Annotated in this window: 11 protein-coding genes and 1 tRNA gene; 6 read left to right on the top strand and 6 right to left on the bottom strand. The window is 69.2% G+C overall.

Annotation, left to right across the window (positions count from 1 at the left end):
• Window positions 1–163: 163 nt before the first annotated feature.
• The 4 genes from AB0I94_RS16410 to AB0I94_RS16395 all read right to left on the bottom strand — a co-directional run bounded on the left by AB0I94_RS16410 (window position 164) and on the right by AB0I94_RS16395 (window position 2,911).
• Window positions 164–994: an MBL fold metallo-hydrolase gene (locus AB0I94_RS16410; protein WP_363310248.1), complete on the bottom strand. Its 831-nt coding sequence runs from the start codon at window positions 992–994 to the stop codon at window positions 164–166.
• A 334-nt stretch (window positions 995–1,328) separates the two neighbouring features.
• Window positions 1,329–2,195 (bottom strand): NUDIX hydrolase, encoded by an 867-nt coding sequence (locus AB0I94_RS16405; protein ID WP_363310247.1) that lies wholly within the window; start codon window positions 2,193–2,195, stop codon window positions 1,329–1,331.
• Window positions 2,196–2,282: 87 nt separating this feature from the next.
• Window positions 2,283–2,753, bottom strand: coding sequence for a RidA family protein (locus AB0I94_RS16400; protein ID WP_363310246.1), 471 nt, complete (start codon window positions 2,751–2,753; stop codon window positions 2,283–2,285).
• Complete coding sequence (locus AB0I94_RS16395; RefSeq protein WP_003975360.1) at window positions 2,750–2,911, bottom strand: DUF4177 domain-containing protein; 162 nt, start codon at window positions 2,909–2,911, stop codon at window positions 2,750–2,752. Before AB0I94_RS16395 ends, AB0I94_RS16400 begins: the two co-directional genes overlap by 4 nt.
• 82 nt (window positions 2,912–2,993) lie before the next feature.
• Between AB0I94_RS16395 and AB0I94_RS16390 the strand changes: the two genes are divergently transcribed.
• Window positions 2,994–3,974, top strand: a complete 981-nt coding sequence (locus tag AB0I94_RS16390) for an ArsA-related P-loop ATPase (RefSeq protein WP_363310245.1) — start codon at window positions 2,994–2,996, stop codon at window positions 3,972–3,974.
• Window positions 3,971–5,389, top strand: a complete 1,419-nt coding sequence (locus AB0I94_RS16385) for an ArsA family ATPase (RefSeq protein ID WP_363310244.1) — start codon at window positions 3,971–3,973, stop codon at window positions 5,387–5,389. The genes AB0I94_RS16390 and AB0I94_RS16385 overlap by 4 nt, the downstream gene beginning before the upstream one ends.
• A gap of 97 nt (window positions 5,390–5,486) precedes the next feature.
• On the opposite strand, the gene AB0I94_RS16380 is transcribed toward AB0I94_RS16385, so the two are convergent.
• A complete protein-coding gene (locus AB0I94_RS16380; protein WP_167828965.1) occupies window positions 5,487–5,831 on the bottom strand; it encodes a WhiB family transcriptional regulator in 345 nt (114 codons plus the stop codon).
• Between the two features lie 416 nt (window positions 5,832–6,247).
• Here AB0I94_RS16380 and AB0I94_RS16375 point away from each other — a divergent pair, with 416 nt between their 5' ends.
• Window positions 6,248–8,524 (top strand): transglycosylase domain-containing protein, encoded by a 2,277-nt coding sequence (locus AB0I94_RS16375; protein ID WP_363310243.1) that lies wholly within the window; start codon window positions 6,248–6,250, stop codon window positions 8,522–8,524.
• Between the two features lie 132 nt (window positions 8,525–8,656).
• On the opposite strand, the gene AB0I94_RS16370 is transcribed toward AB0I94_RS16375, so the two are convergent.
• A complete protein-coding gene (locus tag AB0I94_RS16370) occupies window positions 8,657–9,121 on the bottom strand; it encodes a GatB/YqeY domain-containing protein (protein ID WP_363310242.1) in 465 nt (154 codons plus the stop codon).
• Window positions 9,122–9,196: 75 nt separating this feature from the next.
• Between AB0I94_RS16370 and AB0I94_RS16365 the strand changes: the two genes are divergently transcribed.
• From AB0I94_RS16365 to AB0I94_RS16355, 3 genes are all read left to right on the top strand, one after another.
• Window positions 9,197–10,123, top strand: coding sequence for a metallophosphoesterase (locus AB0I94_RS16365; RefSeq protein ID WP_363310241.1), 927 nt, complete (start codon window positions 9,197–9,199; stop codon window positions 10,121–10,123).
• A gap of 131 nt (window positions 10,124–10,254) precedes the next feature.
• Window positions 10,255–10,328, top strand: a tRNA-Pro gene (locus AB0I94_RS16360).
• 610 nt (window positions 10,329–10,938) lie between these two features.
• Window positions 10,939–14,961, top strand: coding sequence for an AAA family ATPase (locus AB0I94_RS16355; protein ID WP_363310240.1), 4,023 nt, complete (start codon window positions 10,939–10,941; stop codon window positions 14,959–14,961).
• Window positions 14,962–15,357: the final 396 nt, after the last annotated feature.

Here is a 15,357-nt window from a genome sequence, read left to right as displayed (position 1 = left end):
CTCCGCTCTCGCTCTCTTTTTTTTCCGCGGCGGGGCGGCCCCCCCCATTTTTCGGGGCCCCCCCCCCCCCCCGCTTCCGCCAGTCTTTCCCGCCCACCCACCCACCCGATCGCCCCGTGGTGCGGGGCGGGGCGAGAGGGGGTGGGGAGCTGCCTTGATGCGGCTAGATCAAGCCGTGTTCTCGCAAGTAGTCCAGTTGCGCCCTTACCGACAGTTCCGCTGCCGGCCACAACGAGCGGTCCACGTCCGCGTAGACGTGGGCGACCACGTCCGACGGTGCCGCGTGGCCGTTCTCCACGGCCGTCTCGACCTGGGCCAGGCGGTTCGCGCGGTGGGCGAGGTAGAACTCGACGGCGCCCTGGGCGTCTTCCAGGACCGGCCCGTGGCCCGGCAGGACCGTGTGCACGCCGTCATCGACCGTCAGGGACCGCAGGCGCCGCAGGGAGTCCAGATAGTCCCCCAGGCGGCCGTCAGGGTGCGCCACGACCGTCGTACCGCGGCCCAGGACCGTATCTCCCGTCAGGACCGCCTGATCGGCCGGGAGATGGAAGCAGAGGGAGTCGGCGGTGTGGCCCGGCGTCGGGACCACCCGGAGCTCGAGGCCGCCCGTCGTGATGACGTCACCCGCGCCCAGGCCCTCGTCGCCCAGGCGCAGCGCGGGGTCGAGAGCCCGCACCTTGGTGCCGGTCAGCTCGGCGAAGCGGGCGGCGCCCTCCGCGTGGTCGGGGTGGCCGTGGGTGAGGAGCGTGAGCGCGACCCGCTGCCCCGCCTTCTCGGCCGTGGCGATGACGTGCCGTAGGTGCCCGTCGTCCAGGGGGCCCGGGTCGACGACGACCGCCAGCCCGGAGTCCGGCTCGGACACGATCCAGGTGTTGGTTCCGTCCAGCGTCATCGCGGACGCGTTGGGGGCCAGGACGTTGACCGCGCGGGCGGTGGCGGCACCGCTGAGGACTCCGCCCCGGGGCTGCCCGGGAAGGGCGGCGGCTTCGGTCATGCGGGGGTGGCTCCCGTCCGGTTCGTTTCAGGCGTGGCCGTGGTCGAAGGTATGGCCGTCACTGAAGGTACGGCCGCAATCGCAGGCGTAGTCGTGGTCGAAGGCGTGGCTGTGGTCGCATGGGCCGCGGTCGTGGGTGTAGCCGCGGTCGTAGGCGCAGCTGCAGACGCAGCCGCAGGCAGAGCCGCAGATGTAGCCACAGCTGCAGCAGATGTAGCCACAGCTGCAGACGTGGCCGCAGCAGCAGACAAGGCCGCAGTAACAGACGTAGCCACCCCAGCCCCAGCCCTCGTTCCCGTTCCAGCCCCAGCCCCAACCCCAGCCCCACCCGCAGTCACGCCGAGTCCCTCGTAGGGATGTGCTTGGTGAACTCCTCGTGGCCCGGCCACGTCAGCACCAACTCGTCACCCTCGAAGCGCGCTTGCGCAAGGACCGGGGTGAGGTCGCGCTCCGGGGCGTCCGCCAGGGCGTCCGCGGCCGATCCGTAAGGGCTCAGTTGACGCAGGGTCGCGATGGTGGGCGGCATCATCAGGAGGTCGCCCTTGTCGTACCCCGCCGTGGCCTCCCCCGGAGCGATCCACACCGTGCGGTCGGCCTCCGTGGAGGCGTTGCGCGTGCGCTGCCCCTCCGGGAGGGCCGCCACGAAGAAGAACGTGTCGTAGCGCTTCGGCTCGAACTCCGGGGTGATCCAACGCGCCCAGGCCGCCAGCAGGTCGCTGCGCAGGACCAGGCCGCGGCGGTCGAGGAACTCCGCGAAGGAGAACGCGCGGGCCACCAGCGCCTCGCGGTCCGCCTCCCAGTCGTCGCCGGTGGTGTCGCCCACCACGCTCGACGGGGTCGGCCCCGCGAGCAGTACACCCGCCTCCTCGAACGTCTCGCGGACGGCGGCGCACACGATGGCCTGGGCACCCGGCTCGTCCACGCCCAGGCGCGCCGCCCACGTCGCGAGGGACGGCCCCGCCCAGCGCACGAGATGATCGTCGTCGCGCGGGTCCACGCCGCCGCCCGGATACGCGTACGCGCCTCCGGCGAAGGCCATGGAGGCGCGTCTGCGCAGCATGTGTACGGCGGGGCCCGCCACGGAGTCCCGCAGGAGCATGACCGTGGCCGCCCGGCGCGGAGTCGCCGGCGTCAGTTCGCCGCTGCTCAGCGCACGGATGCGGTCGGGCCACTCCGGGGGGTACCACTGCCCATTAGCCATGGGCGGAGGCTATCCCCTGGTGGGCTGATGTTCGAGAGGCAACTATCGGGTGCCAGAAGGCAGCCATCAGGCCTCGTCGGAGCTGCCCTACGCCTCGGTCAGCTCCACCTGGATCTCGACCTCGACCGGTGCGTCCAGCGGCAGAACCGCCACACCCACGGCGCTGCGGGCGTGCACTCCCTTGTCGCCGAGCACCGCGCCGAGCAGTTCGCTCGTGCCGTTGAGCACCGCGGGCTGACCCGTGAAGTCCGGGGCAGAGGCCACGAAGCCGACGACCTTCACGACGCGGGCGATCCGGTCCAGGTCACCGGCGACGGACTTCACCGCGGCGAGCGCGTTCAGGGCGCACGTACGGGCCAGTTCCTTGGCCTCCTCGGGGGTCACCTCCCCGCCGACCTTGCCGGTCACCGGAAGCTTGCCCTCCACCATTGGGAGCTGGCCCGCGGTGTAGACGTACACACCCGACTGGACAGCCGGCTGGTAGGCGGCGAGCGGCGGCACCACCTCGGGCAGCGTCAGGCCGAGCTCGGCCAGTTTCGCCTCGACGTTGCCGCTCATGCCTGCTTCTCCCGCTTCAGGTAGGCCACGAGCTGCTCAGGGTTGTTCGGCCCGGGCACGACCTGGACGAGCTCCCAGCCGTCCTCGCCCCAGGTGTCCAGAATCTGCTTCGTGGCATGGACGAGCAGCGGCACGGTTGCGTATTCCCACTTGGTCATATGGCCGACTCTAGCCGTTGTGAGGCGCTGGTCACGGTGGCCTCCTGCTTAGCCCGGACGGCGACTGGTTAGGCTCGGAAGTGTGAGCAGGCTCCAGGTCGTCAGCGGCAAGGGCGGTACCGGCAAGACCACGGTGGCCGCCGCACTCGCGCTCGCCCTCGCGACGGAGGGCAAGCGCACCCTTCTCGTGGAGGTGGAGGGCAGACAAGGCATCGCGCAGCTCTTCGAGACCGAAGCGCTGCCGTATGAGGAGCGGAAGATCGCCGTCGCTCCCGGGGGCGGGGAGGTGTATGCCCTCGCCATCGATCCCGAACTGGCGCTGCTCGACTACCTCCAGATGTTCTACAAGCTGGGGGGCGCGGGACGCGCACTCAAGAAGCTCGGCGCCATCGACTTCGCCACGACCGTCGCGCCGGGCCTGCGGGACGTCCTGCTGACCGGCAAGGCCTGCGAGGCCGTACGCCGCAAGGACAAGAGCGGGCGTTACGCGTACGACTGCGTGGTGATGGACGCGCCGCCCACCGGCCGCATCACGCGCTTCTTGAACGTGAACGACGAAGTCGCGGGTCTTGCCAAGATCGGCCCCATACACAATCAGGCGCAGGCCGTGATGCGCGTCCTGAAGTCTCCGGAGACAGCCGTCCACCTGGTGACGCTCCTCGAAGAGATGCCCGTCCAGGAGACCGCAGACGGGATCGCCGAGCTGCGGGCGGCCAGGCTTCCCGTGGGACGCGTCATCGTGAACATGGTGCGGCCCACACTCCTCGACGAGGCCTCCCTGGAGCTCGGGCTCGACCAGGCCCCGCGTACCGCCATCGCCAAGTCCCTGTCCGCAGCCGGGCTCGGCGGGGCCCGCCGTGGTGGCGTCGCCGAGCGTCTTGTCGACCCGCTCCTTGAGCAGGCCGCCGAGTACGCCGAGCGGCACGCCCTGGAGGGCTCTCAGCGGGCCGTTCTGGGCGATCTCGGCCTCCCCCTGCACGAACTCCCCCTGCTGGCCGGAGGAATGGACCTGGCGGGGCTCTACGAACTCGCCACGGAACTGCGGAAGCAAGGGATCGCATGACCTCGGACCCGGCACGACACCCGGACACGACACGCCCCCTGGATCCGACCCGCACACTCGACGTGGACGCCCTTCTCGACGACCCGAAGACCCGCATCGTGGTGTGCTGCGGCTCCGGGGGCGTCGGCAAGACGACCACGGCCGCCGCGCTCGGGCTGCGCGCAGCCGAACGGGGACGCAAGGTCGTCGTCCTGACCATCGACCCGGCGCGACGGCTCGCGCAGTCCATGGGCATCGACTCGCTCGACAACGTCCCGCGCCAGGTCAAGGCCATCGAGAGCGCTTCCGGCGACGGTGAGCTGCACGCCATGATGCTCGACATGAAGCGCACCTTCGACGAGATCGTCGAGGCGCACGCGGACGAGGAGCGGGCGAGCGCGATCCTCGGCAATCCCTTCTACCAGTCGCTTTCGGCGGGCTTCGCGGGCACGCAGGAGTACATGGCGATGGAGAAGCTGGGGCAGCTGCGCTCCCGTGACGAGTGGGACCTGATCGTCGTCGACACGCCGCCGTCGCGTTCGGCCCTCGACTTCCTCGACGCGCCGAAGCGCCTCGGCTCCTTCCTGGACGGGAAGCTGATCCGGGTGCTCATGGCCCCCGCGAAGGTGGGCGGCCGGGCCGGGATGAAGTTCCTGAACGTCGGGATGTCGATGATGACGGGGGCCCTGGGCAAGTTGCTCGGCGGTCAACTGCTGCGTGACGTCCAGACGTTCGTGGCCGCGATGGACACCATGTTCGGCGGGTTTCGCACCCGCGCGGACGCCACGTACCGGCTGCTCCAGGCGCCGGGCACGGCGTTCCTCGTGGTGGCGTCGCCGGAGCGGGACGCGCTGAGGGAAGCGGCGTACTTCGTGGAGCGTCTGGCGGCCGACGACATGCCGCTCGCCGGTCTCGTGCTCAACAGGGTGCACAGCAGCGGCGCCGCCCAACTGTCGGCCGAGCGGGCGCTTGCCGCCGCGGAAAATCTTGATGAGAGCCGCATTGTGGATCAGGAGGACGGGAAGGTTGGAGTGCGTAGCTCCCACGAGGCTTCCCCCGAGGCATCCCCCGAGGCTCCCGGCAAGTCCCCTGAGGCCCGCGGCAGTTCCGAGACCCCCGCACTTTCTGACAAGACCTCTGAAGCCCCTGTCGAACCCCACGACACGCAACCTCATGACACGCAATCCCACGACACACAGCCGCCCGTGGCACAGCCGCCCGTGGCACAGCTGACCGCCGGGCTGCTGCGGCTGCACGCGGAACGCATGCAGCTGCTCGTGCGCGAACAGCGCACGCGCGATCGCTTCACCGCGCTTCACCCCGAGGTGCCAGTGGCCGAAGTGACGGCGCTGCCGGGTGACGTGCACGACCTGGCAGGCCTTCGGGCCATCGGGGAACGGCTCGCGGCCGGTGGTGATTCGGCCGGAGCTGCCTGAGCAGCGGGTCCCGCCCGCCGCTGCCTGAGCGGTGGATCTCACCCACTGCCACACGGACGGTGGAGGCTCTCCTCCACCGTCACGCGGCCGAGGGGCGCTAACCCACTGCCGCGTAGCTCTCGTACGTCTCGTCGTCCTCCAAGTCCACGGGCAGCAGGCCCGCGCCACGCTCGTACTCGGAGCGCGCCGTCTCCAGCAGACGGCGCCAAGAGGTGACCGTGGGACGCCTGCGCAGCAGTGCGCGGCGCTCCCGCTCAGTCATGCCACCCCACACGCCGAATTCGACGCGGTTGTCCAGCGCGTCGGCCAGGCACTCCGTGCGCACCGGGCAACCGGTGCACACCGCCTTGGCCCTGTTCTGCGCTGCTCCTTGAACGAACAGTTCATCTGGATCGGTAGTGCGGCAGGCCGCCTGCGCACTCCAGTCGGTTACCCAGCCCATACCGGCGCCGTCCTCTCCCGAATCGAGGCTCCCCCACGGCGGCAGCGGCATATTCACCGCCGCCAGTTGAGGACGTTACGGAAGGTGGGCACAGCGCAACACCCCCTTCGGGCCCAATCTTGAATGGTCCGAACGGACTATGCGTAAGCGGCAGATCACCCGACGGAGTGAGCTGGTGACATGCGTGATTAACCCGGCAAATGCGGGCACTTCAGCTGGGTCACAACGGGCATCGAATGCCGCATGAGGCCAATTCGGGCACTTCCCCAAGCCACCTGGACGACCAGAGGGGGACCCCGTTCGGGACTCGGGACCGACGGAGGGGTTGTTGCCGAACCGCACTGCTGTGACAGTTGAGAGCAGCTTAGGCCAAGGCATTGAGGCGTGTCCGGCGAATCAGAACGTAGGCTGCCCCCATGGGAAAGAAGCGCTCGGGCGGTGGTCTGTCACCAACTCAGCAGGCCGCGAAGTTCCTAGGGGTCAGCGTGCTCGCGGGAGCCGTGCTGGCAGGCATCGCGCTGCCCGCGGCCGGGGCGCTCGGCCTCGCGGCGAAGGGCTCGGTGGAGGAGTTCGACGAGATCCCGTCCACCATGGAGCAGCCGCCGCTGAGTCAGCGCACCACGATCCTCGACAGCGAGGGCGGCTCCATCGCCACGGTCTACTCGCGTGACCGCACGGTGGTCCCCCTCAAAGAGATCTCGCCGTACATGCAGAAGGCGATCGTCGCGATCGAGGACTCGCGCTTCTACGAGCACGGCGCGATCGACGCGAAGGGCATCCTGCGCGCGCTGAACCAGAACGCGCAGAGCGGCGGCGTCTCCCAGGGCGCGTCCACGCTCACCCAGCAGTACGTGAAGAACGTCTTCGTCGAGGAGGCGGGTGACGACCCCACGAAGGTCGCCGAGGCCACCCAGCAGACCCTCGGACGCAAGATCCGCGAGCTGAAGTACGCGATCCAGGTCGAGGAGAAGCTCGGCAAGAAGCGCATCCTCAGCAACTACCTGAACATCACCTACTTCGGGCAGCAGGCGTACGGCGTCGAGGCCGCGGCCCAGCGCTACTTCTCCAAGTCCGCCAAGGACCTGCAGGTCCAGGAGGCCGCGCTGCTCGCCGGCATCGTGCAGTCCCCCAGCAGGTACGACCCCGTGAACGACACGGAGGAAGCCACCAAGCGGCGCAACGTCGTGCTGCAGCGGATGGCGGAGACGCACGACATCACGCAGGCGGAGGCCACCGCGGCCAAGGAGAAGCCGCTCGGCCTCAAGGTGAGCAGGCCCAAGAACGGTTGCATCACGGCGGTCAGCGGCGCCGGGTTCTTCTGTGACTACGTACGCGAGGTCTTCCTCTCCGACCCGGTCTTCGGCAAGACCAAGGAGGCGCGGGCCAAGGTCTGGAACCAGGGTGGTCTGCGGATCAAGACGACCCTCGACCCGAAGGCACAGCGTTCCGTGCAGGCCTCGATCAAGGATCACGTCAACCAGTCGGACGACGTGGCGACGGCGGCCACCATCGTCGAGCCGGGCACCGGCAAGATCCTGGGGATGGGCCAGTCGCGGCCCTACGGCATCAACCTCAAGGACAACGAGACCTCGATGAACCTGTCCGTGGACAACTCCATGGGCGGCGGCGCGGGCTACCAGCCGGGATCGACCTTCAAGCCGATCGTGGCGGCGGCCGCCCTGGAGGGCGGAATGCCGCCCACGAAGAGCTACGGCTCTCCGTACGAGATGCCGTACCCCGACAGCGTCGCGGCCTGCGACGGCAAGAAGTGGCTCAACTCGGGGGGTGCGAAGCTCACCAATGAGAACGAGTCCGAGGTCGGCCCGTACGACATGAGGGAAGCCACCGCGAAGTCGGTCAACACGTACTACGTCGAGATGATCGGCGACATCGGGATCTGCCCGGTGACGAAGATGGCCGAGAAGATGGGCGTCGAGCGGGCCGACGGCCGGAAGATCGACCAGGCCCCGTCGATCGCGCTCGGCACCCAGGAGATGTCGCCGCTGACGATGGCGGGCGCGTACGCGACGTTCGCCGCACGCGGTAAGTACTGCTCGCCCGTCGCGATCGAGTCGATCGCCGCTCCGGGCGGCAAGACGCTGCCGGTGCCGAAGTCGACGTGCACGCGTGCGATGTCGACGAAGACGGCGGACACGATCAACACCCTCCTGAAGGGCGTGGTCGAGGACGGAACCGGCAAGCAGGCCGGCCTCGGCTCCCGGCCGAGCGCGGGCAAGACGGGTACGACCGACTTCCGCTACGCCGCCTGGTTCGTGGGCTACACCCCGAACATGTCGGGCGCGGTCTGGGTCGGCGACCCGCAGCACAAGCGGCGGATGGTCAACATTCCCATCGGCGGGCGCACGTACGACAAGGTCTTCGGTGGCGAGGTGCCGGGTCCGATCTGGCGGGACGCGATGAGCGGCGCGCTCGCGGGCAAGCCTGCGCCGGGCTTCAACACCGTCCACATCCCGGACGGCGGCAAGGACAAGGACAAGCCCCACGAGGACAACAAGCCGCCGGGTGACGGCAACGGCGGCAACGGTGGTGGCGGCGGCGGTGGCAACGGCGGTGGCGGCGGGGGCGGCGATCCCTGGCCGGACATCTCCCTGCCGCCGGATGTCATCGGCGGTGGCGGGAACGGCGGAAACGGCAACGGGGGCGGTGGCGGCATCGGGGGCTGGGGCCGCTAGCCGGTTCCCCGGACTCTCCCGTACGTGAGTGAGGGCGCCCCCTGGTTTCAGGGGGCGCCCTCATCGTTCCCGTACGACGTACGTATGCACTCAGCGGACGTACGTACGCGCTCGGCCCGCGAGCGGATGCGCTCAGCCCGCGAGCAGCTTCTTGACCACGGCGGCGACGCGGCCGCCCTCGGCCAGGCCCGCGACCTTCGGGTTGACGATCTTCATGACCTGGCCCATGGCGCGCGGCCCCTCGGCGCCGGCGGCCCTGGCCTCCTCGACGGCCTGGGCGACGATCGCCTGGAGCTCGTCCTCGGAGAGCTGCTTCGGCAGGTACTCGGCAAGGACCTCGCCCTCCGCCTTCTCCTTGGCGGCCTGCTCGGCGCGACCCCCCTGGGCGAAGGCCTCCGCGGCCTCGCGACGCTTCTTGGCCTCGCGGGCGATCACCTTCTGCACCTCGTCGTCGGAGAGTTCGCGGGCCGTCTTGCCCGAGACCTCCTCCTTCGTGATGGCGGTGAGGGTCAGCCGGAGCGTGGAGGAGCGCAGCTCGTCACGCCCCCTGATCGCGGCGGTGAGGTCTTCCTGGAGCTTCGACTTGAGCGTGGTCATGCGGTGATTGTCGCAGGTGCGTACGGCCCGACGCCCGCTGATTTACGGGGCCTTCGGGTCTGACACGATGGGTGGATGCGCGCGCAATACGCAGTACCCCTGGGAATCGCGGCGACGGCCGCCGCCGGTCTGGCCTACTCGGTGGGCATCGAAGCCCGCTTCTTCCGACTGCGACGGATCACGGTGCCGGTCCTTCCGCCAGGGATGCGACCGCTCAGAGTCCTCCAGGTGTCGGACATCCACATGGTGTCCGGGCAGCGCAAGAAGCAGCGCTGGCTGCGTTCGCTCGCCGGCCTTCGGCCCGACTTCGTGATCAACACCGGGGACAACCTCTCCGACCCCGAGGGCGTGCCGGAGACGCTGGACGCGCTCGGCCCGCTGATGCAGTTCCCCGGGGCGTACGTCTTCGGCTCGAACGACTACTACGGACCCAAGCCGCGCAACCCCGTCCGCTACCTGGTCGAGAAGTCCCAGGGCAAGCACGGCCTGAACGGCAACGCACCCGCCGTCGGCGTGATCCACAACCCGTGGGAGGACCTGCGCGACGGCTTCGACGCCGCGGGCTGGGTGAACCTGACGAACACGCGGGGCGCGCTGAAGGTCGAGGGCTACGAGATCGGCCTCACCGGCCTGGACGACCCGCACATCAAACGTGACCGGTACGCGCGCGTGGCGGGCGGTCCGGACGCGGGCGCCGACTTCTCGATGGGCATCGTGCACGCCCCGTACCTGCGCGCGCTCGACGCCTTCACGGCCGACGGCTACCCCTTGATCCTCGCGGGCCACACGCACGGGGGCCAGGTGTGCATCCCCTTCTACGGGGCGCTGGTCACCAACTGCGACCTGGACACGGAGCGCGTGAAGGGGCTGTCGAAGCACGAGGCGGAAGGCCGGACGTCCTACATGCACGTCTCAGCGGGCTGCGGCGCGAACCGCTACACCCCGATGCGCTTCGCGTGCCCCCCGGAAGCAACGCTCCTGACCCTGACGGCCCGGCCCTGAGGCCTCGGACCGCGGGGTCTCCGGCAGGGGACCCCCGGGGCCCGAAAACCGGATTTCGTCTCCGGGCGCCGGTCCGCTAAAGTAATCGATGTCGCCACGGCCTGCGCAGCGGGCAAGTGGAACAACGACATCGGGGTGTAGCGCAGCTTGGCAGCGCGCTTCGTTCGGGACGAAGAGGTCGTGGGTTCAAATCCCGCCACCCCGACAGCTGAAACACCAGGTCAGGCCCGGTTTCCAGAAATGGAAATCGGGCCTGACTCGTTCTCTGGGGCGTCTGGGGCCCTTGGGGCGGCAGGCACGTCACGGTCGGCTCGACGGTAGAGCTTCCCCCACCACAGTCGAAAGCGTGTTGGCGATGGGGCCAAGCGAAGGCGTATTGGCGATGGGTCCCCCGCAAGGGCTGTCGACCCGTCCGTCGTGCCCGCGCCCCCTCCCCCCGCCACTGCCGCGTCGTTTCGGTACCGGTCCCTCCCCTGTGGGGACCGGTACCGAACGACGCGGCTGCATCGATCCACGCCATGTCGGCGTAACGGCGCGGATCGAGGAAAGACGGATCCGCAGTCCACGCGACAACGGTCCGGAGGTGATCGGCGAAAACCAGCCGAGGACTTGCAGCGTCGCGGTGCACCTCTGCGGGTCACCCTGGGCTGGTGACCTGCCATGACGCTGCGCGGTTGGTTCACTACCGGTTCGTGATCCTGCCAGTTGGGGTGCCGGAAGAGGAGGTTCCGTCATCGTCCGGACCCCGTAGCCGCAGGTCAGCCGTATAAGGTGAGTTTTCCGGTCCGGATGTCCAGGTGCTGGGGAAGTAAGGGGTGGAGGCCTTGAGTCCCGACTCAGGGGCACGCACAGCCTTCGCGGAACGTCTCGCGCTGCTGTACAAGGAAGCCGGTAACCCTCCCCTCCAGCGCGTGGCCGAGGCGGTCGTCCGTCATCAGTGGGTCGACGAACGCGGGCGGATCGTGCGGGTGTCCGCCCAGCGGATCAGTGACTGGCGGCGGGCCAAGAACGTGCCTGCCCAGTTTGCCGCCCTCTCTGCCGTGCTCCATGTGCTGATACCCGAAGCACGGCGCGAGCGGCCCGCTCCGGTTTCCGCGGGTCTGTACGACGTGGCGCAGTGGCAGCTCTTGTGGGAGCGCGCCGTGGCCGACCCGGTCAGCGGGCGGGCTGCCCCGGCATCCGCCGCGGAAGACGAGGAACGGCTTCAGGCCGAGGCTCTGACCGGCGTCCACAGTGTGTGTCCGTACCGAGGGCTGGCTTCGTACCGCCAACAAGACGCCCGGTGGTTCTTCGGACGGGAGCGCAGTACGGACGCCCTCGTCGCTCAGCTCCGCGCCGCGGAGGAGACGGGCGGCCTGGTCATGCTCGTGGGTGCTTCGGGAGCGGGAAAGTCCTCCCTTCTGAACGCCGGCCTGGTGCCCTCCCTGGAGAGCGGCGCGCTGAGCGACGAGGACAGCCTGGTGGGCCCGGTGCTTCAGCTCGTGCCGGGCAGCGACCCTCTCGCCGAGCTGATCCGCCAGATACCTGAGCTCGCGCAGGCCATCTCCTCGGCAGAGGAACCCGCTTCCAAGGGCCGTAGTACTCCGCGATTCGCTCACGCGGTGAGGGAATCCGTCACGGCCTGGGCCCGGCGCCAGACGTCCCGCGACGCCCGGCCGGTCGTCATCGTGGATCAGTTCGAGGAGACGTTCACCCTCTGCTCCGACGAGGCGAGCAGGCGCACCTTCATCCAGGTCCTTCAGGCTGCGTGCTCCCCCGGCGACGCCGGTGACGCCGGTGACCCAGCTCCCGCGTTCGTGGTCCTGGGCATACGCGCCGACTTCTACGAGCACTGCCTCCGGTACCCCGAACTGGCCGACGCGCTGCAGCACCGGCACATGGTGCTCGGGCCGCTGACCACCACCGAGTTGCGCGACGCGGTGACCAGCCCGGCCAAAGCGGTGGGGCTGGAGCTCGAACCGGGTCTTGCGGAACTGATCGTCCGGGAAGTGAGCACGGACGGACCCCGCGGGACGCACGACGCGGGAGTGCTGCCGCTCCTCTCCCATGCCCTGCTCGCCACCTGGCAGCGGCGGAAGACCGGCAGGCTGACCCTGGCCGGCTACCGCGCGGCGGGGGGAATCCAGGGGGCGGTCGCGGCGAGCGCCGAGCGGGCCTGGTCCGACCTCGATCCAGCCGCACGCACGGCCGCGCGACTGCTCCTCCTCAGGCTGGTCCGGCTCGGCGAGGACACCCAGGCCACTCGCAGGCGGGGGGCGCGGCGGCAACTGGCCGAAGAGTCGACGGACCCCGGCAAGACCGAGGAGTCGCTCGAAGCACTGGTACGCGCTCGATTGGTGACACTCGACGCGGAGACCGTGGAGATCACGCACGAAGCGCTGCTCCACGCCTGGCCCCGTCTGCGCGACTGGATCGACGAGGACAGGAACGACAACCTGCTGCGCCAGCGCCTCGAGGAGGACGGCAGGGCCTGGGAGGACGCCGACCGCGATACGTCGCTGCTCTACCGGGGTTCCCGCCTCGAGCAGGCCCGTGCCTGGAGGAAGACCGCCGGTGGCACGTTCCTGACCAGAGGCGCGGTGGAGTTCCTGGCTGCTTCGGCCAGACTCCGCAGACGCACGGTCTTGATCACCCGTGGTGCGGTGGCAGCTCTGGTCGTGCTCGCCATGGTGGCCGTCGTCTCGGCAGTGGTCGCGTGGCAGCAGCGAGACGACGCGGTGTTCGAGCAAGTGGTCGCCGAGGCCGATCGCGTCCAGGACACGGATCCGTCGCTGTCCGCCCAACTCGACCTGGTCGCGCGCGATCTGCGGCCTGACGACGAAGACACGACGAACCGGTTGCTGTCGATCGTGAACGCGCCCCTGGCCACCCCGCTCCTCGGCCACAAGGGCGCCGTCTACCTCACCTCGTTCAGCCCGAACGGACGGTTCCTGGCCACCGCCAGCTACGACAGGACCGTACGGCTGTGGGACGTTTCGGACCGGTCCCGTCCCAAACCCCTGGGCAAGCCCCTGACCGGCCACAAGAGTTGGGTGAGCAGCGCGGTCTTCAGCCCGGACGGCAACACCCTCGCCACCGCTTCGGACGACGGCACGGTCCGGCTGTGGAACGTCCGGGACCCCGGTGATCCGCGCCCGCTTGGTTCCCCCTTGACCGGCCATGAAGGCGCGATCTATCTGGTCGCCTTCAGTCCGGACGGGCGCACTCTGGCCTCCGCCAGTGACGACCACACCGTTCGCCTGTGGAACGTGGGCGATCCGAGCCGGCCGAGGAAAATCGGCGCTTTGACCGGCCACACCGCCGCCGTGCGCTCCGTGGCCTTCAGCCCCCACGGCCGAACGCTGGCAGCCGGTGGAGACAACGGCACGATCAGACTGTGGAACCTGACCGATCCACGTCGCCCGAAGCCGATCGACAAGGTACTGAGCGGCCATAGGGGCACGGTGCACTCCGTGGCGTTCAGCCCCGATGGCCGCACCCTCGCCAGCGGCGGTAAGGACAACGCCATCCGGCTCTGGAAGGTGAGCGACCCACGCCGGGCGAAATCGCTCGGCGAGCCACTCACCGGCCACACCGGCGCCGTGTGGTCGGTGTCCTTCAACCCCGCCGGGACCATGCTCGCGGCCGCCAGCGCGGACAGCACGGCGAGCCTGTGGAACGTCCGTGATCCGGCACACCCGTCGCAGGTCGGTGAGCCTCTGGCGGGCAGTAGCGGGGAAATGTACGCCTTGGGCTTCAGCCCCGATGGGCGAACCCTCGCCACGGGGAGCGGCGACAACAAGGTCCGCCTGTGGTCGATACCGACGTCGGACATGGTGGGCAGGATCGGAGCGTTCCGCCCTGATGGGAAGGTGCTCGCCACGGCCGCGCGCGACGAACGGCTTCGGCTGTGGAACGTGGAGCGTCCCAACCGGCCCGTGGCGCTGAGCAAGCCGTTCAAGTCCCGCGACGGCGAGGTGCGTTCACCCGTCTTCTCCCCCGACGGCCACACACTCGCGGTGCTGACGGGAAACCGCGCGGTGCAGCTGTGGAACGTCAGCGACCCGACTCGTCCCGTCCCCAACGGACCGCCTGTCGCCCTGCGGACACGCTTCGCGGCTGCGCTGGCCTTCAGCCCGGACGGGCGCACGCTCGCGACCGCCGACACCGACCGCACCATCCAATTGTGGAACGTCAGCGACCCGTCTCATCTGCGTAAGCTCGGCGCGCCGCTCACGGGCCACAAGGGTTACGTCAATTCCCTCGTCTTCGGGAAGGACGGACGTACTCTCGCCAGCGCCAGCGCGGACGGCACGATCCGGCTCTGGAACGTGACCGACCCGGGCCATGCCGACCGGCTCGGTAAGCCGCTCAAGGGGCATCTGGGGCCCATCAATGAGCTCGCCTACAGCCCGGACGGCCGTACGTTGGCCAGCGGCAGTGACGACGGCACAGTACGCCTGTGGAATGTCGCCGATCCCCGTAAGGCAACTCGGCTTGGCTCTCCCCTCACCGGCCACACGGACGCGTTGGTGTCACTGACGTTCAGCCAGGACGGCCGCACGCTGGCGAGTGGCGGCGACGACAACACGGTCCGCCTCTGGGATGTCGCCCAGCCCTCCGACGCCTCCCCCATTGGTCAATCCATGAGCCCCAACGCCAAGACGGGCAGCTTCTTGTCGTTCAGCCCTCGGGGCGACATGCTCGGAGTTTCGAGCGGCACGGACACTGTCCGGCTTTGGAACCTGGACGCCGACGAGGCGATTCGCCGGATCTGCTCAACCACTCACGGTGTTCTTACGCAGGAAAAATGGCACGAGTATCTGCCACGTCTCTCGTACGCGCCGCCCTGCGACTAACAACGGCCGCCCTGCGACTAACAACGCTGCACGCGCTTCACCATCCGTCCTCACCACCCATCCTCACCATCCATCCCCCTACGGATCACGTTGCGTGATCCCGGTCACAACTCGGCCTTTCGACGGAGCAGTTGCCTCCCCTTACGCGAACAGCCTTGTTACGGTTGGCCACAGCCCGATCGCTGGTGCATCCCCCGTCGCCAGCGGTCGGGCGCTTTCGTGCTCCCACCGTTCAGCGGCTACCGCGAGGCCATCACCTACAAGGCATGCGGTTCATGCAAGGCATGCGGTTCATGACGCTTTTCGGCACGACTGGCCAGGCCGGCCAAATTGGGGCGCTACCGGCCGACCTTCCCTGAACCAACTGGTTGGCTGGGCCATGCTTCGCGCCGGTGG

Source organism: Streptomyces sp. NPDC050147 (genome assembly GCF_040660195.1).
In the GTDB taxonomy this organism is placed as follows: Bacteria; Actinomycetota; Actinomycetes; order Streptomycetales; family Streptomycetaceae; genus Streptomyces.
The sequence above is the reverse complement of the archived record's forward strand: the minus strand, read 5'-3'. Positions and strand labels throughout refer to the sequence as shown.